Origin of the sequence: Azospirillum brasilense (assembly GCF_007827815.1) — a bacterium.
Classification (GTDB): domain Bacteria; phylum Pseudomonadota; class Alphaproteobacteria; order Azospirillales; family Azospirillaceae; genus Azospirillum; species Azospirillum brasilense_C.
In genome coordinates this window covers 411,654-429,919 of sequence record NZ_VITH01000005.1, presented here as the reverse complement: position 1 = coordinate 429,919, position 18,266 = coordinate 411,654, and the positions used below count along the sequence as shown (strand labels likewise).

Annotated in this window: 18 protein-coding genes and 1 tRNA gene; 9 read left to right on the top strand and 10 right to left on the bottom strand. The window is 70.4% G+C overall.

All coding sequences use genetic code 11. The features are described 5' to 3' along the window. Window positions 1–589: 589 nt before the first annotated feature. Both FBZ83_RS13210 and FBZ83_RS13205 read right to left on the bottom strand, forming a co-directional pair. Window positions 590–663: transfer RNA gene (locus tag FBZ83_RS13210), tRNA-Gly, on the bottom strand. Window positions 664–698: 35 nt separating this feature from the next. Further along, entirely contained in the window at window positions 699–1,358 is a 660-nt protein-coding gene (locus FBZ83_RS13205; RefSeq protein ID WP_145683477.1) for a GNAT family N-acetyltransferase, read from the bottom strand. A gap of 415 nt (window positions 1,359–1,773) precedes the next feature. Here FBZ83_RS13205 and apaG point away from each other — a divergent pair, with 415 nt between their 5' ends. Then, window positions 1,774–2,166, top strand: a complete 393-nt coding sequence (gene apaG / locus FBZ83_RS13200) for a Co2+/Mg2+ efflux protein ApaG (RefSeq protein WP_114859762.1) — start codon at window positions 1,774–1,776, stop codon at window positions 2,164–2,166. Between the two features lie 279 nt (window positions 2,167–2,445). Continuing rightward, the gene (gene folE / locus FBZ83_RS13195; RefSeq protein ID WP_432612492.1) at window positions 2,446–3,111 is read left to right on the top strand and encodes a GTP cyclohydrolase I FolE; all 666 of its coding nucleotides are present in this window, start codon (window positions 2,446–2,448) and stop codon (window positions 3,109–3,111) included. Window positions 3,112–3,123: 12 nt separating this feature from the next. Here folE and FBZ83_RS31935 read toward each other — a convergent pair whose 3' ends face one another. Continuing rightward, a complete protein-coding gene (locus FBZ83_RS31935) occupies window positions 3,124–3,711 on the bottom strand; it encodes a helix-turn-helix domain-containing protein (RefSeq protein WP_145675710.1) in 588 nt (195 codons plus the stop codon). A gap of 236 nt (window positions 3,712–3,947) precedes the next feature. Between FBZ83_RS31935 and ybaK the strand changes: the two genes are divergently transcribed. The 3 genes from ybaK (at window position 3,948) to FBZ83_RS13175 (ending at window position 6,145) form a co-directional block, all read left to right on the top strand. Beyond that, on the top strand, window positions 3,948–4,430 hold the full coding sequence (gene ybaK / locus FBZ83_RS13185; protein ID WP_145683475.1) for a Cys-tRNA(Pro) deacylase: 483 nt from the start codon (window positions 3,948–3,950) through the stop codon (window positions 4,428–4,430). A gap of 136 nt (window positions 4,431–4,566) precedes the next feature. Beyond that, complete coding sequence (locus tag FBZ83_RS13180) at window positions 4,567–5,478, top strand: DMT family transporter (protein ID WP_145683473.1); 912 nt, start codon at window positions 4,567–4,569, stop codon at window positions 5,476–5,478. A gap of 151 nt (window positions 5,479–5,629) precedes the next feature. Then, window positions 5,630–6,145, top strand: a complete 516-nt coding sequence (locus FBZ83_RS13175; RefSeq protein WP_145683471.1) for a MarR family winged helix-turn-helix transcriptional regulator — start codon at window positions 5,630–5,632, stop codon at window positions 6,143–6,145. A 4-nt stretch (window positions 6,146–6,149) separates the two neighbouring features. Here the strand turns inward: FBZ83_RS13175 and FBZ83_RS13170 are convergent, their stop codons facing one another. From FBZ83_RS13170 to FBZ83_RS13150, 5 genes are all read right to left on the bottom strand, one after another. Further along, entirely contained in the window at window positions 6,150–6,926 is a 777-nt protein-coding gene (locus FBZ83_RS13170; RefSeq protein ID WP_145683469.1) for an ABC transporter ATP-binding protein, read from the bottom strand. Continuing rightward, complete coding sequence (locus tag FBZ83_RS13165; RefSeq protein ID WP_145683467.1) at window positions 6,923–7,906, bottom strand: ABC transporter ATP-binding protein; 984 nt, start codon at window positions 7,904–7,906, stop codon at window positions 6,923–6,925. Before FBZ83_RS13165 ends, FBZ83_RS13170 begins: the two co-directional genes overlap by 4 nt. An 11-nt stretch (window positions 7,907–7,917) precedes the next feature. After that, on the bottom strand, window positions 7,918–8,838 hold the full coding sequence (nikC, locus tag FBZ83_RS13160; RefSeq protein WP_186466061.1) for a nickel transporter permease: 921 nt from the start codon (window positions 8,836–8,838) through the stop codon (window positions 7,918–7,920). Between the two features lie 8 nt (window positions 8,839–8,846). Further along, window positions 8,847–9,866: an ABC transporter permease gene (locus tag FBZ83_RS13155; RefSeq protein ID WP_145683463.1), complete on the bottom strand. Its 1,020-nt coding sequence runs from the start codon at window positions 9,864–9,866 to the stop codon at window positions 8,847–8,849. A gap of 207 nt (window positions 9,867–10,073) precedes the next feature. Then, window positions 10,074–11,681 (bottom strand): ABC transporter substrate-binding protein, encoded by a 1,608-nt coding sequence (locus FBZ83_RS13150; protein ID WP_145683461.1) that lies wholly within the window; start codon window positions 11,679–11,681, stop codon window positions 10,074–10,076. A 229-nt stretch (window positions 11,682–11,910) separates the two neighbouring features. On the opposite strand from FBZ83_RS13150, the gene FBZ83_RS31435 reads away from it, so the two are divergent. Together FBZ83_RS31435 and FBZ83_RS13145 are read left to right on the top strand one after the other, a co-directional pair. After that, a complete protein-coding gene (locus FBZ83_RS31435; protein ID WP_162801236.1) occupies window positions 11,911–12,069 on the top strand; it encodes a hypothetical protein in 159 nt (52 codons plus the stop codon). 73 nt (window positions 12,070–12,142) lie between these two features. Next, window positions 12,143–12,364 (top strand): hypothetical protein, encoded by a 222-nt coding sequence (locus FBZ83_RS13145; RefSeq protein WP_145683459.1) that lies wholly within the window; start codon window positions 12,143–12,145, stop codon window positions 12,362–12,364. A gap of 6 nt (window positions 12,365–12,370) precedes the next feature. Here the strand turns inward: FBZ83_RS13145 and FBZ83_RS13140 are convergent, their stop codons facing one another. Continuing rightward, complete coding sequence (locus FBZ83_RS13140; RefSeq protein ID WP_186466060.1) at window positions 12,371–14,164, bottom strand: tetratricopeptide repeat protein; 1,794 nt, start codon at window positions 14,162–14,164, stop codon at window positions 12,371–12,373. Between the two features lie 80 nt (window positions 14,165–14,244). Here FBZ83_RS13140 and FBZ83_RS31430 point away from each other — a divergent pair, with 80 nt between their 5' ends. Continuing rightward, window positions 14,245–14,652: a hypothetical protein gene (locus FBZ83_RS31430; protein WP_186466059.1), complete on the top strand. Its 408-nt coding sequence runs from the start codon at window positions 14,245–14,247 to the stop codon at window positions 14,650–14,652. Window positions 14,653–14,659: 7 nt separating this feature from the next. Here the strand turns inward: FBZ83_RS31430 and FBZ83_RS13135 are convergent, their stop codons facing one another. Then, the gene (locus FBZ83_RS13135; RefSeq protein WP_145683454.1) at window positions 14,660–16,222 is read right to left on the bottom strand and encodes an ATP-binding protein; all 1,563 of its coding nucleotides are present in this window, start codon (window positions 16,220–16,222) and stop codon (window positions 14,660–14,662) included. Window positions 16,223–16,405: 183 nt separating this feature from the next. On the opposite strand from FBZ83_RS13135, the gene FBZ83_RS13130 reads away from it, so the two are divergent. Then, the gene (locus tag FBZ83_RS13130; RefSeq protein ID WP_247888282.1) at window positions 16,406–18,241 is read left to right on the top strand and encodes a GGDEF domain-containing protein; all 1,836 of its coding nucleotides are present in this window, start codon (window positions 16,406–16,408) and stop codon (window positions 18,239–18,241) included. The last annotated feature ends 25 nt before the right edge of the window (window positions 18,242–18,266 follow it).

Genomic DNA, 18,266 nt, shown 5'->3' with positions numbered 1-18,266 from the left:
CTTGCACTGCGGAAATCTCCGCATCACCAACACAGCCGAATCGAGAGCCGCCGGTGCGAAGCCGTTGAGCACTGGCACGCCGACGGCGACATTGGCCCCGCCCCGTCCAGGAGGGGCACCGACGCCCTGGACGTTCCCGGACGGCGTAGCGGTTACCGCATAGGCGGTGTCCTACGGCGCGCCCTCGGACAAGCGGCCCGAAAGCCGTACCCACGATAAAGTCAGCGCTTCATGCGCGCAATGCATGGCCGCACGCAGAAGGCACGAAACATGCGCAGGCTAAGTTCGTCAGGGCATGCCGTGAGAGGGTGACAACGGTCGCGGCAAAGGTTGTGGGGCGACCGGGGAGAGATTTCCAGGTGCGCGTAGCCCCATCGTACTGGAGACACCTATCGCCGTGCAGATATGATAAAGGGAACGTCGCTGGACGCAGCATTGCCCCGCCGGCCGGCCCTAAGCATCGCTCCCGGGGAGGGAAGCGACGGAGGGATGTCCGCGAACGTCCAGCGCGGTCCGCAGGCAGTTTTTCGTACGGATTCCGTACGAAGGATTTGAGAGAAATTTTAAGACGCTAAGCGCTTGGAAAGCTTGGAGCGGGTGAAGGGAATCGAACCCTCGTCGTAAGCTTGGGAAGCTTCTGCTCTACCATTGAGCTACACCCGCGCGCCGCATGTTTATAGGCGACGCTTTCGCCGCTTTCAAGCGGTTCGAGCATGCCACAGGCGGGATTCGGCAAGTTCCCGCGGGGAGGTGGCGAAAACCGACACCAGCGGCGAGATCAGCCGCGGAAACAAGGCGGTGCCGCCGGACGCCGGCCGCACGTCCTCGTTCGCGGGCACGCCATAGCCCTCGTCCGTCGCCGGGACGGTCACCATGCCGGCGGCGCCGGCCAGGGCACCGGGGACCAGCTCCAGCCCCAGGAAGCGGTCGAGATCGACCGGACCCGGCAGGGCCATGTCGAGCGTCAGCTCCCGCGTGAAGCCGAACCGCGCGTAATAGGGCGCGTCACCGACCAGGATCACCGCCCGGTGGCCGAGCGCCGCCGCCTTGTTCAGGCTCATCCGGATCAGCTTGCTGCCGAGCCCGCCGCCCTGCAACCGGTCCGACACGGCGATCGGGCCGAGCAGGAGCGCCGGCACCGTGCCGCCGATGGTCACCGGCCAATAGCGGATCGTGCCCTCCAGGATCTCGTTGCCCAGTTCGTCATGCTCGATGGCGACGAAGCCGAGCTCCGGGATCGGGGCAACGCCCTCCCGCAGCTTGTAGGCGGTCTTCTTGAAACGATCCGGGCCGAAGGACCGGTCGAGCAGGGCTTCGATCGCCGCGTCGTGCCGCGGCTCTTCCAGGGAGATCATCATGTCAGGGGCTTCCCGGCAAAAGGACTGTGGTCGGAGGCGGACCGCGCCGCCGCGCCGGGGGAGCGCCGGATCAGTGCCGGCGGAGACCCGAAGCGTCCGCACGCGACCCAAGGACGGCCGCAACCGCGCGCAGCGCGGTATGGCGTCGTCGTCGGATGCTGATGCTGTGCGGACGAGACATGGGCAAGGCTCTTCGGCCGTTGCAGGGACCTCGCATATAACACCAGCGGACAGGGGGTTCAAGCGATCGTGAAAGGACCGGAAGCAGCCCCCCGCGCATGGCTTCCCGGTGTGTCCTGCATGCATCGCCGCACCCCCGTCCCGCCGCCTCGGGGCATCCGGAGGGGGTGTCCCCCGCTCCACCACTGGACAGGCGCTTTCCCCCGCCCCTATTCTCTGGGCCGGGAGTGCCGCCATGTACACGAAAGTCACCCGCGCGATCCGCGTCACCGTCCAGCCGGTCTTTCTCGACGAGCAGTCGATGCCCGCCGAAAGCCGCTACGTCTGGGCCTATCACGTCCGGATCGAGAACGAAGGCCAGGAGACCGTCCGGCTGCGCACGCGCTATTGGCACATCACCGACGCGCTGGGGCGCGTGCAGGAGGTTCGCGGGCCCGGCGTGGTGGGCGAACAGCCGGTGCTGGAGCCCGGCGGCAGCTTCGAATACACCAGCGGCACGCCGCTTCCCACGCCCTCCGGCATCATGGTCGGCTCCTACCGGTTCGAGACGGGCGCCGGCGAGGCCTTCGACGTGGCGGTCCCGGCCTTCTCGCTGGACAGCCCGCACCAGCCCCGCCAACTGAACTGACGCCGTCGGCACGGCGGCCGCCGGAAGGCCGGCGCGTGCAGCCAATCGCCGCAGGGCGGGCCAGACGGCCGAATCCGGCGCCTTGATTGTGGGGCGCCCGCGCCCACTTGCGCCATACTCCTCCCCGCTGCCTGCCGAATTTTTTCGAAAATCCCGGTGATCCAGGCAAGCGGCGGGCCGTATCCACACCAGACCGGCCGGCTCCGGCATCGGATGCCCTGGCGCCGACCCCCGTGTGACCAAGACCTGCTGGACCAGGACATCGAAAGGCTTCGCCCCGTGACGGCTTCCAAGACCCCGCACGCCGACACCATCCTCCGCGGCCCCGGCCATCCCGTCGGCGCCACCCACGGCGAGACCGCGCGCCCCACCCGCGCCGAAGCCGAGGAGGCCGTCCGCACGCTGATCCGCTGGGCCGGCGACGACCCGGCGCGCGAGGGGCTGGTCGGCACGCCGGACCGCGTGGTCCGGTCCTACGAGGAGTTCTTCGCCGGCTACGCCATCGAGCCGGAGGAGATCCTCGCGCGCACCTTCGAGGAGACCGACGGCTACGACGAGATGGTCGTCCTGCGCGACATCCGGCTGGAATCCTATTGCGAGCACCACATGGTGCCGATCATCGGCAAGGCGCACGTCGCCTACCTGCCCCGCCAGCGCGTCGTCGGCATCTCCAAGCTGGCGCGCCTCGTCGAGGCCTACGCCAAGCGCCTGCAGATCCAGGAGAAGATGACGGCGCAGATCGCCAACGCCATCGATCAGGTGCTGCAGCCCGAAGGCGTCGCCGTGGTGATCGAGGCGCAGCACCAGTGCATGACCACGCGCGGCGTGCACAAGACCGGCGTCACCATGGTGACCAGCCGGATGCTGGGCGCCTTCCGCAGCGACCCGTCCACCCGGCGCGAGTTCCTGTCGATGATCGGCAACCCCGGCTCCCGCGCGGAGTGAGCCGAGCCCGCGCTAATCCGCGCGGATGCCGTGCTGGCGCAGCAGGCTGTAGAGCGTCGGGCGGCTGACCCCGAGCAGGCGCGCCGTCGCCGACAGGTTGCCGCCGGAGCGGGCCAGCGAGTCGATCAGGGCGCGCCGCTCCGTCTCGTCGCGCAGGACGCGCAGCGTCGGCGGGGCGTCACCGGTGGCCAGCCGGCGCCCTTCCAGTTCCAGGTCGGCGCGCTGGAAGGCGCGCTGCACCACGCCGGCCAGCTCCTGCGCGTCGATCGGCTTGCCGCACACCTCGTGGGCGCCGCGCGCCACCGCGCGCACCGCCAGCACCCGCTGGTCTTGCGGGGCCAGAGCGATGATTTTGATCGACGGCGCCTCGCCCAGGATCAGCGACAGGGCGTCCAGGCCGCCACCGCCGTCTTGCGGCGATTCGTCCAGCCGCGCGAGATCGACCGACAGGGCCACCACCGGGGGCCGGTGCGCCCGCACCGCCTCCAGCGCGTCCGCCACGCCGCCCGCGGCGACGATCCGGCACACCGGCAGGGCATCCTGGACCCGGCCTTCCAGGGTGGGATCGTCATCGACGACAAGCAGCGTGCGTGGAACCATGATTCTCCAACTCTCCGACCGGGAAACGGGCCGGTGGTCAGAATCGCGGCAGGCGGCCCGTCTGTCCAAGGCGCGTTGGCATGAACACCGACGCAATTTGGGCAAAATTGCGTCGTCGAAAGGGGTGCACCGCGGCCGGACGCCCGTCCCCCCGCCACCCTCTCCCCCTCGTCCGAGCGGTCTGCTAAGCTCCCGGCGCGCAAGGGCGAATCCGCGCCCGGGGGAGCAGGGGCATCATGGCGGCGAAGGTCACACCGGCGGTGAACGCGGCGAAGGCGGCGGGGGTTGCCCACCGCCTGATGGAGTATGAGTACGACCCCTCGGCGGACGCCATCGGCCTGCACGCCGCCGCGGCGATGGGGCTGGACCCGGCCGTGGTCTACAAGACGCTGATCGTCCAGCTGGAGCCGAAGGCGCTGGCCTGCGTCGTCATCCCCGTCGCGGCGAAGCTGGACCTCAAGGCGCTGGCCGCCGCCGCGGGCGCCAAGAAGGCCGATCTCGCCGACCCCGCCCTGGCGGAGCGCACCACCGGCTACATGGTCGGCGGCATCAGCCCGCTGGGCCAGCGCAAGGCCCTGCCCACCTTCATCGATTCCAGCGCCGAGTCTCTGACGGAGATGGTCGTCAACGGCGGGCGCCGCGGCCTGCAGATCGCCCTGGCCCCGGCGGATCTCGCCCGCGCCACCAGGGCCGTGGTGCGGCGGATCGTGGTCCAGTAAGCGGACCGCCCGCCCACACCCCCGCCCAACACCCCCGTCATGCCACCGCCGCACTACCGCGGCGGCCGGGTTCCGGATAGGGTGCCGGCACGATGCCCTGCCCTGCGCCCCACCCCGCCCTTGCGAAGCTCCCATCATGCTGACCGCCAACCTTGCCGCCCTGGGGGCCGCGCTCTGCTGGGCGGCCAGCGGGCTGATCGCCATCGGCCCGGTGCGGGCCATCGGTTCGGTCGCCTTCAACCGCCTGCGCATGAGCATCGTCTTCGTCGGCACGGCGCTGGCCGCGACGCTTCTCGGCGGCTGGCAGACGCTCGACCTGCAGGGAGCGGCGATCCTGGCGCTGTCCGGCGCGGTCGGCATCGTGATGGGCGACACCGCGCTGTTCTGGGCGCTGGGGCGCATCGGGCCGCGCCGCAACTCGGTCATCTACGCCACCAACGCGCCGATCACCGCGCTGCTCGCCTGGGCCGTGCTGGGGGAGGCGCTGGGGCCGTGGACGGCGGTCGGCATCGCGCTGGTCACCGCCGGGGTGATGCTGGCGATCTTCTTCCGCGCCAGCCCGGTCCCGAACGGCACCGGCACCGTTCCCCACGACTGGGAGTCGGTGCGCGGGCGCCTGCTGGTCGGCGTCGGCGCCTGCCTGATCGCCGCCGTCTGCCAGGCCGCCGGCTCGGTCATCGCCCGGCCGGTGATGGCGGCGGGCGCCGACCCCATCGCGGCGGCGGCGGTGCGCGTCGGCATGTCGGGACTGCTGCTGTTCGCGGGTGGGCTGCTGCCCGGCCAGCGCTTCGGCTTCGGCCCCGGGCTGACGCCGCGCATCTTCGCCCAGGTGGTGGTGAACGGCTTCATCGGGCTCGGGCTGGGGATGACGCTGCTGCTGATCGGGCTGGCCCACGGCAACGCCGGCGTGGTCGCCACCCTGTCGGCCACCAGCCCGGTGCTGATCCTGCCGATGCTGTGGGCCTTGACCCGCCAGCGTCCGGGGGCCGGCGCCTGGGCGGGCGCCATCGTCGCGGTGCTGGGCGTGGCGCTGATCGTGAACCGCTGATTCTCAACCCCTGATTCTCAACCGCTGAGCCGGTCGGGGACGTATCCGCGGATTGGAAATTTTTACTTGAAACGGTTGCGTCCGCCAATTTCCGGGGCAGGATGGAGAAACCGGCTTCCGGTTCCCGCATTCCGATAAGGCGCGACACCCCATGGCCTCCCCCCGCCGCAAGCGTTCCGGCGCCGACCCCGCCGCGCCGGTGCTGCATCTCACCCGCTTCCTGCCCTACCGCCTGTCGGTGCTGTCCAACACGGTCAGCCACACCGTGGCGAAGCTGTACGAGAAGCGATTCGCCATCACCATCCCGGAATGGCGGGTCATCGCCGTGCTGGGCGGCGGCGAGACGCTGAGCGCGGGGGAGATCGCCCAACGCACCGCCATGGACAAGGTTCAGGTCAGCCGGGCGATCAGCCGGATGCTCGATTCGGCGCTGATCCTGCGCGAATCGGGCGCCACCGACCGCCGCAAGGCGCAGCTCACCCTTACGTCCAAGGCGCTGGCGATCTACACGGAGATCGTCCCCCTCGCGCTCGCCTACGAGCGGGAGCTGACCAGCGCCCTGACGGAGGAGGAGATGGGCCAGCTCGACGGCCTGCTGGCCAAGCTCCAGGCCCGGGCCGACGCTCTGGCCACCCGCCCCGCCGCACAGATCCCGGACGCGGACTGAGCGCCTACGCGAAGTCCTTGAAGCTGTCCGCCGCCGCGCGGTCGTAGCCCTGGCTGGCGCGCAGGAGCTGGCGCGTGTAGTCCTCCCGCGCCGCGCCCCGGCGCAGGGCCTCCACGTCCATCTCCTCGACGATGCGGCCCCGGTTCATCACGGCCAGCCGGTCGCACATGGTGGCGACCACCGCCAGATTGTGGCTGACCAGCACGTAGGTCAGCGCGTGCTCCGCCCGCAGCCGCTTCAGCAGGTTGAGGATTTCCGCCTGCACCGACACGTCGAGCGCCGAGGTCGGCTCGTCCAGCAGCAGCACGCGCGGCTCCAGCACCAGGGCGCGGGCGATGGCGACGCGCTGGCGCTGCCCGCCGGAGAGCTGGTGCGGGTAGCGGAAGCGGAACTGCGGCCCCAGCCCGACGTCGCGCAGCACCCGGTCGATCCGCGCGTCGGCGTCGCGCAAGCCATGGATGGCGATGGGCTCGGCCAGGATGCGGTCGATGGTGTGGCGCGGGTGCAGCGAGCCGTAGGGGTCCTGGAAGACCATCTGGCAGGACTTGAAGAAGCCCTTCTCCCGCCGGCGGCTTTGCGCCGCACCGGCCACGGCGATGGCCCCGGTCCAGTCGTGGTTCAGCCCGACGACGGCGCGCAGCACGGTGGACTTGCCCGAGCCCGATTCGCCGACCAGCCCGAAGCTTTCGCCTTCCCGCACGGCGAAGGACACCCCCTGCACGGCGGCAACCGCGTCGGCGCCATGGCCGAAGGTGACGCGCAGATCCCTGACGTCGATCATCGCCCACCCTCCGCCGGACCATGTCCCCTCTCCCCTCTGGGGAGAGGGTTAGGGTGAGGGGGTCCGGCCATTGCCGAACGCACCGGTCCCCCAACATCCCCCTCACCCCGCCCCTCTCCCTGGACGGGAGAGGGAGAGATATCTTCAAGCCAGGACGGGTCGCGCGCCAGCACCGGCAGCTCCGCCCGCGTGTCGTCCAGCCGGGGCAGGCTGTCGAGCAGGCCGCGGGTGTAGGGGTGGGTGGCCGCGTGCAGCTCCGACGCGCGGCAGGTCTCGACCACACGGCCAGCGTACATGATGAGGATGCGGTCGCAGAAGGACGCCACGAGGTTCAGGTCGTGGCTGACGAAGATCATCCCCATGCCGCGGCTGGAACACAGCTCGTCCATGATCGCCAGCACCTGCATCTGCACCGTCACGTCGAGCGCCGAGGTCGGCTCGTCGGCGATCAGCAGGTCGGGGTTGGGGATCAGCATCATGGCGATCATGATGCGCTGGCCCATGCCGCCCGACACCTCGTGCGGGTAGAGGCCGTAGACCCGCTCCGGGTTGCGGATGCGCACGGCCTCCAGCATCTCCAGCGCGCGCCGCTTCGCCTCCGCCGTGCCGGCGCTGGAATGGACGCGGTAGGCCTCGGCGATCTGGGCACCGATGGTCATCACCGGGTTCAGCGAGAATTTCGGGTCCTGCATGACCATGGAGATGCGGCGCCCGCGGATGCCGCGCAGCCGCTTCTCCGGCAGGGTCAGCAGGTCCTCGCCCTGGAAGCTCAGCCGGTCGGCGGTCACGATTCCGGGCGGCGGGACCAGCCGCAGGATGGCCCGCCCGGTCATCGACTTGCCGGAGCCGGACTCGCCGACGATGCCCAGCTTTTCCCGGCCCACGGTGAAGGAGACGCCGCGCACCGCCTGCGTCACGCCCGTCCGGGTGGGGAAGGAGATGCGGAGGTTCTCGACCTCCAGCAGAGGTTTGTCGCTCATTGGCGGTTGGCTCATTGGCCTTTCGGGTCCAGAACGTCGCGCAGGCCGTCGCCCAGCAGGTTGAAGCCCAGGCTGACCACGAAGATGGCGATGCCGGGCATGGTGGCGACCCACCACTGCTCCAGCACATACTGGCGCCCGGTGGCGATCATCGCGCCCCATTCCGGGGCGGGCGGCTGCGCGCCGAGGCCGAGGAAGCCCAGCCCCGCCGCCGTCAGGATGATCCCCGCCATGTCCAGCGTCACCCGCACGATCAGCGAGGAGGAGCAGAGCGGCACCACATGGCCGAGGATGATCCGCGGCGTCGAGGCGCCCTGGAGCCGGGCGGCGCTGATGAAGTCGCTCTTGCGGATGGTGATCGTCTCGGCCCGCGCGATGCGGGCGTAGGGCGGCCAGCTGGTGATCGCGATGGCGATGATGGCGTTCTCGATGCCCGGCCCCAGCGCCGAGACGAAGGCCAGCGCCAGGATCAGCTTCGGGAAGGCCAGGAAGATGTCGGTGACGCGCATCAGCACCGCGTCCACCCAGCCGCCGAGATAGCCCGCCACCGTCCCGATCAGCAGTCCGGCGACCGGTGCCGTCACCGCGACCAGCGCCACGATCATCAGCGTCAGGCGGGAGCCGTAGAGGATGCGCGACAGGATGTCCCGCCCGAAGGCGTCGGTGCCCAGCCAGTGCGCCGCGCTGGGCGGCAGCAGCCGCTGCGACAGGTCCTGCGTGTAGGGATCGTAGGGGGCGAGCAGCGGGGCCAGCGCCGCCATCAGCACCAGCAGCAGCACGATGCCCAGCCCGATCATCGCCAGCCGGTTGCGCGCGAAGGCCAGCCAGCCCAGATAGACCCGGCCCAGCCGGGCCTGCCCGCGGGACCGCGGCGTCTCCGCCGTCAGCCACGCCCGCATTCCGCCTTCGGTGGTGTCAGTTTGTGCGGTCATCGCGCCCCTCATCGCGCACGGGGATCGAGAAGGCGGTACAGCAGGTCGGACAGCAGGTTCAGGCCGATGAAGACCGCCCCCACCACCAGCGTGCCGCCCAGCACCGCGTTCATGTCCGCCGACAGCAGCGAGTTGGTGATGTAGAGCCCCAGCCCCGGCCAGGCGAACACCGTCTCCGTCAGCACCGACCCCTCCAGCAGCGAGGCGTAGGACAGCGCCACCACCGTGGTCAACGGCACCGCGATGTTGCCCAGCGCGTGGCGCCAGATCACCCGCGCCTCGGACATGCCCTTGACGCGGGCCGTCGTGATGTATTCCTGGCGGAGCTGGTCCAGCATGAAGCTGCGCGTCATGCGCGCGATGTAGGCGACGCTGTAGAGGCCGAGGATGCCCGCCGGCAGCACCAGATGGTGCAGCGCGCTCCAGAACACGTCGCTCTCGCCGGCCAGCAGGGCGTCCACCGTGATGATCCCGGTCACCGGATCGACCAGCCCTTCGTAGAAGACGTCCACCCGCCCCGGCCCCGGCGCCCAATCGAGCCGTGCGTAGAAGACCAGCAGCGCCATCAGCCCCAGCCAGAAGACCGGGATGGAATGGCCGATCAGTCCGATCACCCGGATCAGATGGTCCGGCCAGCGCCCGCGATGGACGGCGGCCATCACCCCCGCCGGAATGCCCAGCAGCACGCCGACGACCAGCGCGGCGGTGGCCAGTTCCAGCGTCGCCGGGAAGACGCGCAGGATGTCCTCCAGCACCGGGCGGGAGGTCAGCACCGAGGTGCCGAAATCGCCCTGGAGCACATCGCCGACATAGCGCAGGAACTGCTGCCACAGCGGCAGGTCCAGCCCCAGCTCCTGCCGGACGCGGGCGTAGGTGTCGGCGGACACGCGGTCGCCGACCACGGCGATCACCGGGTCGATCGGCACCACGCGCCCGATCAGGAAGGTGACGAGCAGGAGGCCGAGGACGGTCAGCGCCACCGAGACGAGCAGCCCCGCCCCGCGAATCGCATGGCGCCGCCCCGGCATCCCCGGTCGTTTCAAGATAGCGGCCAAGTTTCACCCGACTTAAGTTCAAAGTCCCTCTCCCGCCCCGGGAGAGGGAAGGGACCCGTGCAAAGCACGGGAAGGGTGAGGGTACCGCCGAGGATCAGCGCATCGATCCCCGCACGACCCTCACCCGCCCGCTTTGCGGGCACCCTCTCCCGGGTCGGGAGAGGGGCTGAGCAACGCACCTTACTTCTTGCTGACCTTCCAGTAGTAGTTGCTGTCGAAGCTCGGCCCCCAGACCAGCCCCTCGACGTTGCTGCGCTCCGCGATCACCTCGGTCTGCTGGAACATGATGACGAAGGGCGAGGTCTCCAGCACCTCGCGCTGAAGCTCCTGGTACATGGCGGCGCGCTTGGCGGTGTCGCGCTCCTCGACCGCGGCGGCGGTCTTCTTCGTCAGTTCAGGAATGTCCCAGGCGTTGCGCCAGGACAGCGGCTTGGCCTTCGCGTCGTCGGCGTTGTCCGGGTTGGCGGCGAAGGTGTCGGCGTTGGTGTTCGGATCCTGGTAGTCGGCGCCCCACTGGTAGAGCAGCGCCTCGTGGTTGCGGGCGCGGTACTTGGTGACCACCTGCTTGCCGTCCGCCGGCAGCAGGTTGATCTTGATGCCCGCCGCCGCCGCGCTGCCCTGAATGGCCTGGGCCATGTCCATGCTGGGCGAGGTGTTGCGGACGTCCATGGTCACCGTGATGCCGTCCGGATAGCCCGCCTGCTTGAGCAGTTCCTTCGCCTTGGCCGGATCGTACGTGTACGGGTTCTCCTCCAGCGCGCCGAGGAAGCCCTTGGGCAGGAAGGCCTGATGGACGGTGCCGAGACCGTTCATGATGGTCTTCGCCATGCCGTCGTAATCCACGGCGTACTTGAAGGCCTTGCGCACGTCGGGCTTGGCCAGCACCTCGTTCTTCTGGTTCAGGCCGAAATAATAGAGCGTGCCCTTGGGCGCCTGAACGATGCGGATCTTGTCGTTGCCGCGCAGCGGTTCGAACTGCTCCGGCTTCAGGTTGCGGGCCACGTCGACGTCGCCCTTCTCCAGCAGCAGGCGCTGGGTCGCCGGTTCCGCGATGTGGCGGATCAGCACGCGCTTCACCGCCGGCGCACCGCCCCAGTACTTGGCGTTGGCCTCCAGCGACAGAAGCTCGCTGGCCTTCCACTGGCGCAGCACGAAGGGGCCGGACCCGGCGGAGTTGGTCTTCAGGAAGGCGGCGCCGAAGTCGCCGTTGACCTCTTTGCTCTTGACCAGCTTGGCATCTACCACGCCGGAGACGTCGGCGGTCAGGCAATAGAGCACGAAGGTCGGGGCGTAGGTCTTGTCCGTCTCGAAGACCAGGGTGCGCGGGTTGGTGGCGCGGACCTTCTGATCGACGTTCTCCGGCGTCAGGCCGAACTGGGTCAGGATGAAGGCCGGCCCCTTGTTCATCTTCACGGCTCGCTGGAGCGAGTAGGCCACGTCCTCCGCCGTCAGCGGGTTGCCGGAGTGGAACGTGATGCCGTCGCGGATGGTGAAGGTGAAGGTCTTGCCGTCGTCGGAAACGGTCCAGCTTTCCGCCACCTGCCCGTAAATCTTGCTGACGTCGTTGACGTCGAAGCGGATCAGCCGGTCATAGACCTGGGCGCCGTATTCGGCCCCCGACAGCTCGAAGATCTCGCCGGGATCGAGCGTCACGATGTCGTCGAACTGCCAGGCCATGACCAGCGTGTCCTTCGGCGTGTCGGCCAGGACCGGCGTGGCCGCGAGGCCGAAGGAAAGACCGGCGGACAGAAGGGCGGCACCGGCCAGACGGCGCGCGAGCGTGTTCATGGTTCCCATACTCCCTGCGTGATCCCGGAACGACCCCGGATGGGGCGAATTCTCTTTGGAATTCTTAGCGGTTAACGGCCGGATGATCCGGCGGCGCGGGTTCGCCTGTCAAGCGGGCGGCGGTCATAGCGGTCCCCTGCGACCAAACGCGAAGGCCGTACCCCGGTCCGGAACGGGCTTGCCGACCCCGCCCGTCCGTCCACATCACTGGCAAAGCGATGGAGGACCCATGGACCAGGACCACGAGAACGGCCAGTCACGCGTGCCCAAGCCGCCGAGCCGCGACGAGGTGGAAAAAATCAGCGACGCGCAGCGCTACATCACCGACGACTGGACCGGCGACGGCGGAAAACCGGCGGATCAGCCGGCGGATGATGCCAAAGGTTGACATGGCGAACGTTGAGTCCGGAACCGTCCCCGCGTAGCTTCGGCGACCAGAAACCACGCGCGCGGGGACGAGCATGATCGGGAACGACGGAAAACCGGTGTCGAAGGAGGGGCTGCGCCAGCACCTCGCCGCCTACAACACGCAGTCGCGCGGCTCGAAGGAGTTCGCGGCGATCCCGCGCGCTCTGGTCACCGTCTGCGACAATTTGAAGGCCGGCAAGACCACCTACGTGAAGTGCCTGGACGGCCAGTTGCAGCTGTCGCGGCGCAAGGACAACAGCGTCCAGGCGTCGTAGCCCCCCTTATCCCTCCCCCTTCACCGGAAAATCGAACCAGGGCAGGCGCAGGAACTCGTACTCCCGCAGCCGCGGTGCCCGCCCGCGCCGCGTCCAGTCGTGAAGGACGGCGTAGGGCGCCGCCTGGTCGAGCGTCCAGGCCGCCTCGCCCCGGTCGAAGAACCAGCCGATGTAGGCGCCGACGAGCCCGAGGAACGCCCGCCCCGCCGCGGTCGGCGCGACGCCGAGGAAGCTGACGATGAGGTCGTCGAACGGCCCACGGGCGCGGCGGTCGCGCATGATCGTCAGGTCCCAGTCTGCCCCGCTGCGCAGATCGGGTGGAAGCGGCGCCGTGCAACGGGCGTCGATGTCGGTGATGAAGACCGGCGCCTCCGTCCGGTCCAGCAGGTCCAGGGCCACGAAGAAGCGCGCGCAGGCGTAATAGGTGGTCTCCGCCCCCGGCGCGTGGGCGGACAGGTCGATGCGCTCCAGCGACCAGGACAGCCGCCCCGGCCGGGCGGCGCAGCGGCGGTCCAGATCGGCGCGGTCCTCCGCACCGGGGTTGACGATGTGGACATGCACGCGGTCGCCCGCCGGGTCCTTCAGCGCATGGGAGAGGAACCAGCCGCCGAAGCGCCGCCAATAGCCGGAATCGACGCTGACCAGCAGGATCGCGCCACCACCCGCCGCGGGCGGAACCGGCATCGACCGCTCCCCCGCCCCGGCGATGCGCGGCCGATACCCGGCGAGCGCGTCGAGGAAGACCGGGCGCGCGTCGACCTGCCGCCATTTCGCCGCCTGCGGGTCGGCACGAATCGCCTCCTCCGACCAGCCGCGCAGACAGCGCCGGGTGAGCCGCGAGGCGGTCACCAGCCGCCCCCGCCGGTAGAGGCCGTGGGCGATGCAGGCCGCCGCTGCACCGTCTCCCGGCGCGCGCCGCAGCCGGTCCCGCGCCCACTCGGCGATCCGCTCCAGCCGCGCGTCGTCCAGCATGCCACGGTGGATGGTCAGCACGGCGGTGCGGAACAGCGCAGCCTCCGCCACCTCCCCAGCCCCGCGCTCCAGCGCCGCCAGGAACAGGTCGAGCGCGCGGGCGAGCGGTTCGGCCCAACTCGCCTCCGGGTGGTCGGCGCGGGGAAATTCCGGCAGGGCGCCGCTCGCCTGCAAGGTCGCCATGGCGAGGTTGCTCAGCGCCGCCCCGTCGTCCGGACGCAGCCGCGCCGCCCGGTCGTAGCCCGCCACCGCCCCATCGGCCTCCCCCGCCGCCAGCCGTGCACGCCCGATGGCCGCCCAGCCGTCGGCGCTGTCCGGCGCCAGAGACAGGGCGTGGGCCAGCCAACGGCCCGCCGCATGCGGTTCCGCGCCGCCCCCCAGCAGCCGCCCCGCCGCCAGCGCCGCCGGCCCATAGCCGGGATCGATAAGCAGGGCGGCGCGGAAGCATCCCAGCGCCTCCCTCACCCGGCCGAGATCGCCGAGCGCCAGCCCGCGGTTGAAGGCGGCCTTGGCCCGCGCCGGCTCCAGCGCCAGGGCGCGCGCGTGCTGCGCGGCCGCCCGCGCCGCGTCCCCGGCGGTGCGGCGCAGGCTGCCCAGATTGTCGTGATAATCCGCCGCCTCCGGGTCCAGCGCGATGGCCTGGGCGATCAGCGACAGCGCCTCCTCGCTCCGCCCGGTCTGGCCCGCCAGGACACCCAGCAGATGCAGCGCGTCGGCCTGCCGCGGGTCGGCGTCGAGGATCGCCCGGTAGACCCCGGCGGCCTCGCCCATCCGTCCGGCCCGGTGGTGGCCGATGGCGATGGCATAGGCTTCGGACAGGCTGACCATGACGACTCCGGGAACGTTCGGGGGGCTTGCGACATCGCGCCCGCTTGCGGAGGCGTGCCGTCCCTCTACCATCGCGGGCCATGAGAACCGATCCCGACGGCCTCCCCCATCATGACGACCGCCGCGCGCTGGCGGAAGCCCTGCGCGCCGCTCTGACGCAGCGCTTCCCGGACGCCGACGCCGATCTGACCGCGGCCATCGGGGCCATGGCGGCCAGCCGCTTCTTCGGGGTGCGTTTCCGCGCCGAGGGCAACGCCGCCCGTGCCTGGGTCGCCCGCCGCCCCAACCCCGACGTGTTCGAGGTCTGGGACCCCGCCACCGGCGCCTGGGATTTCGCCGAGCGCCTGCCCGACCCGTCATTTTACCAACCGGCTCCCGAGGGCACCGCGCGCATCACTGCCAAGGCGCAGGAGGCCATGGCCGCAGTCGCCGCCGCCGGGCGTCTGGCCCACGCCCTGGCCGCCGGGATCGAGCCCGACGACGAGTAAAGAGGAATCAGGCGGTGGCGAACAACCCGCCATCCTCCGGCCCTTCTGATCCGTCATCGGCGTTCGGGTCGCCCAGCGCCGTCTCCCAGCCCAGCGCCGGCAGGGCGATGCTGCGCGTGTTGCCCAATCCGCTGCGCGTGGCGACGAAGCCGCGCTGCTCCATGTAGGTCAGCAGGCGCCGCGCCCGCCCGCGCGACCGGCTGCCACAGGCGCGCGCCACCTCGGCGTCCGACGGGCAGGGCAGATGGTCCAGCGCCGCGCGGGCCAGCAGCAGGAAGACGACCTGGATGTCCTCCGGCAGGGTGGCCGCCACCTGGGTTGCCTTTTCCCAGGCGGGATTCTCCTCGGTGCCGTCCCCCGCCCCGGCGCGGGCCGCCGCCAGCTTGCGCCGGAAGGCCGGCAGTTCCAGGAGCTCGCCCCGCACCCCCTGGGTCCGGCAGCGCACCAGGAAGTCCTGATAGAGCACGGCGATGGAGCGGTAGGGCGCCTCCGGATCGGCCAACACCGCGCGCAGGATCGCCTCGTAGGCGGCTTTGCGCTCCGCCGCCTGCTCCGGTGTTTCCGGCTCCTCCATGGGCAGCGCGGGGGCCGCGTCCTCGCCCTCCGGCTCCACCGGCAAGGGGCGCGGGCGTGCAAGCTGGGCCAGCAGGTCGGCGCTGGCGCTGGTCGAGGGGCGGCGCACCGGCAGACGCGGCGGCTCCGGCTCGCCCGGCTTGAAGATCAGCTCCCGCGCGTCCTCCAGCGGGGTGTCGGGCAGCGGCATCAGCTTCGGGCTGCCCGCCCGCCCCTGCGTCTCCACCGCGCCGATGCGCAGCGGCAGCGGGCGGCGCGAGATGGCCGGGCCGAGCGCGATGAAATGCCCGCGCTCCAGGTCGCGGAACATCTCCGCCGTGCGGCGCTCCATGCCCAGCAGGTCGGCGGCGCGGGCCATGTCGATGTCGAGGAAGGTGCGGCCCATCAGGAAGTTGGAGGCCTCCGCCGCCACGTTCTTGGCGAGCTTGGCGAGGCGCTGCGTCGCGATCACCCCGGCCAGCCCGCGCTTGCGGCCGCGGCACATCAGGTTGGTCATGGCGCCCAGCGAGACCTTGCGCGCCTCGTCCGACACCTCGCCGGCGGCCGACGGGGCGAAGAGCTGCGCCTCGTCCACCACCACCAGCATGGGGTACCAGTGATCGCGGTCGGCGTCGAACAGCCCGCCCAGAAAGGCCGCGGCGTGGCGCATCTGCATGTCCGCGTCCAGCCCCTCCAGGTTCAGCACGACGGAGACGCGGTGCTGGCGCACGCGGGCGGCAACGCTCTGCAGGGCGGCCTCGCTGTGCTCGTCGGCGTTCACCACGATGTGGCCGAAGCGCTCGGCCAGGGTCACGAAGTCGCCCTCGGGGTCGATCACCGCCTGCTGCACCCAGCGCGCGCTCTGCTCGATCAGGCGGCGCAGCAGGTGCGACTTGCCGGAGCCGGAGTTGCCCTGCACCAGCAGGCGGGTCGCCAGCAGCTCCTCGAGATCCAGCATCGCCGACGCCCCCGTCGCGCCAGCCGTCATGGCCACCCCCATGTCGATGCCGACCTTCATGCCCCGCCGCCCCCCGATCCATCATCGTCTGCGTTGAAGCGCACCCCTATAGCGCAAAGCGGGGCCGCGGTGCGAAGGGCATTTTGGATCGCCCGCCGCCGGCACGCCCGGCCTTTGTCACGAAATCGAAAAGATGATCCGCTACAAGATGGGGTAGCCCGTGACGAACATGGACAGCCGGCGGTGGACGAAGCCATGGCCTCGGTGTCAGCAGAAGAGTGGGACGATCGCCGCGGCGCCCCGATGGGGAGCGCCCGCAAGGCCCCCTTGCCGGCGCAGTGGACCGAATTGCTGGCCGGCCTGTCGGTCGCCTTCCAGCCCATCGTGCAGATGCGCACCGGGCGCTGCCACGGGATGGAGGCGCTGCTGCGCGGCCTGGAGCGCAGCCCTTTCGCCACCCCCAACGACCTGCTGGACGCCGCCTGCATGCAGGGCCTGCTGGCCGAGGTCGAATGCGCTCTGCACACCAAGGCGGCCGCCGCCTTCCGCAAGCTGGACAACTGGCCGGGCGCCAAGCTGTTCCTGAACATCGACGCGCGGGTGGTCGGGGTCGCCGGCTCGCCCTGGCTGCCCCCCTTTGCGTTGGACGGCGGCGCGGCCGACCCGCGCCTGACCGTCAGCCTGGAGATTTCGGAACGCCGCGAGCTGCGCCCCGACCACAGCATCGAACAGGCCATCGACCGCTACCGGCAGTCGGGCATCGGGGTGGCGCTGGACGATTTCGGCGTCGGCTTCGCCGGGCTGCGGCTGCTCTACGAATCCAAGCCCGACTATCTGAAGATCGACCGCTACTTCATCGACGGCATCGACCAGGACACGCGCAAACGGGCCATCGCCCACGCGCTGGTCGGTTACGCCCACGCGCTCGGCATCCTCATCATCGCCGAGGGGGTGGAGACGGAGAAGGAATTCTACACCTGCCGCGATCTCGGCTGCGACTTCGCCCAGGGCTATCTGATCGCCCGGCCGAGCCTGGAGCTGACCGCCGTGCCCGAGCTCTACGGCATCGTCGAGGAGCTGAACCGCCAGGACCGCCGCAAGCCGAACGAGGCCCGCCTGCGCCTGTCCGAGGTGATCGAGCGGCAGCCGCCGCTGGCCGTCACCTCCCCCAAGACCGAGCTTCTGGAGTATTTCCGCGGCGACAACAGCCCGTCCATCGCCCCCATCGTCGACCGCCAGCAGCGCCCGCTGGGGCTGATCCGCGAACGCGACCTGAAGCGTTTCGTCTATTCCCGCTTCGGCAGCGAGCTGCTGCGCAACAAGGGGCTGGGCGACACGCTGCTGGATCTGGTGGTGAAAAGCCCGGTCTGCGACATCTCCACGCCGCTCGACCAGGTGATCGAGGCCTTCTCGGCGGAGGAGGCCAGCGATGGCATCATCATCATCGAAGGCGGCGAGTATGCCGGCTTCCTGTCCAGCGGCGCGCTGATCCGGCTGGTGCACGAGCGCAACCTCGCCATGGCCGCCGACCAGAACCCGCTGACCCGCCTGCCCGGAAACGCCGCCATCGTGCGCCACATTGAGCGCGCCCTGCAGGAGCAGGACCGCGGCCATGTCCTGACCTATCTCGACTTCGACAACTTCAAGCCCTTCAACGACCGTTTCGGTTTCCGCCAGGGCGACCGCGCCATCCTGATGTTCAGCGAACGGCTGAAGGCCTGGGCGTCGGGCAACGGCGGCTTCGCCGGCCACATCGGCGGCGACGACTTCTTCGTCGCCCTCAGCGGCGCCGCGGACGGGGAGGCGCTGGCCCGCGTGGCGGACCTCGTCGCGCAGTTCCGCTCCGACGCGGAGAGCCTCTACGACGCGGAGGCGCGGGAGGCCGGCTGCTTCGAGGGCAAGGACCGCTACGGGGCGGTGCGGCGCTTCCCGCTGCTGTCGGCCAGCGGCGTCGCCGTGGTGCTGGCGCCCGGCCCGCACCGCCTGACCCCCGACGCGATCAACACCGCCATCGCGGGCCACAAGGCCATCGCCAAGGAAAGCCCGGACAAGCTCTGCACCGTCCGCCTCCCCGCCTGAATTCGGCGAGGGGGGAAGGAAGGCC

Coding starts and splice junctions, on each gene's coding strand:
- FBZ83_RS13205 (WP_145683477.1), bottom strand. CDS start 1,358: ATGATGATCTCCCTGGAAGAGCCGCGGCACGACGCGGCGATCGAAGCC.
- apaG (WP_114859762.1), top strand. CDS start 1,774: ATGTACACGAAAGTCACCCGCGCGATCCGCGTCACCGTCCAGCCGGTC.
- FBZ83_RS31935 (WP_145675710.1), bottom strand. CDS start 3,711: ATGGTTCCACGCACGCTGCTTGTCGTCGATGACGATCCCACCCTGGAA.
- ybaK (WP_145683475.1), top strand. CDS start 3,948: ATGGCGGCGAAGGTCACACCGGCGGTGAACGCGGCGAAGGCGGCGGGG.
- FBZ83_RS13180 (WP_145683473.1), top strand. CDS start 4,567: ATGCTGACCGCCAACCTTGCCGCCCTGGGGGCCGCGCTCTGCTGGGCG.
- FBZ83_RS13175 (WP_145683471.1), top strand. CDS start 5,630: ATGGCCTCCCCCCGCCGCAAGCGTTCCGGCGCCGACCCCGCCGCGCCG.
- FBZ83_RS13170 (WP_145683469.1), bottom strand. CDS start 6,926: ATGATCGACGTCAGGGATCTGCGCGTCACCTTCGGCCATGGCGCCGAC.
- FBZ83_RS13165 (WP_145683467.1), bottom strand. CDS start 7,906: ATGAGCGACAAACCTCTGCTGGAGGTCGAGAACCTCCGCATCTCCTTC.
- nikC (WP_186466061.1), bottom strand. CDS start 8,838: ATGACCGCACAAACTGACACCACCGAAGGCGGAATGCGGGCGTGGCTG.
- FBZ83_RS13155 (WP_145683463.1), bottom strand. CDS start 9,866: ATGCCGGGGCGGCGCCATGCGATTCGCGGGGCGGGGCTGCTCGTCTCG.
- FBZ83_RS13150 (WP_145683461.1), bottom strand. CDS start 11,681: ATGAACACGCTCGCGCGCCGTCTGGCCGGTGCCGCCCTTCTGTCCGCC.
- FBZ83_RS31435 (WP_162801236.1), top strand. CDS start 11,911: ATGGACCAGGACCACGAGAACGGCCAGTCACGCGTGCCCAAGCCGCCG.
- FBZ83_RS13145 (WP_145683459.1), top strand. CDS start 12,143: ATGATCGGGAACGACGGAAAACCGGTGTCGAAGGAGGGGCTGCGCCAG.
- FBZ83_RS13140 (WP_186466060.1), bottom strand. CDS start 14,164: ATGGTCAGCCTGTCCGAAGCCTATGCCATCGCCATCGGCCACCACCGG.
- FBZ83_RS31430 (WP_186466059.1), top strand. CDS start 14,245: ATGAGAACCGATCCCGACGGCCTCCCCCATCATGACGACCGCCGCGCG.
- FBZ83_RS13135 (WP_145683454.1), bottom strand. CDS start 16,222: ATGAAGGTCGGCATCGACATGGGGGTGGCCATGACGGCTGGCGCGACG.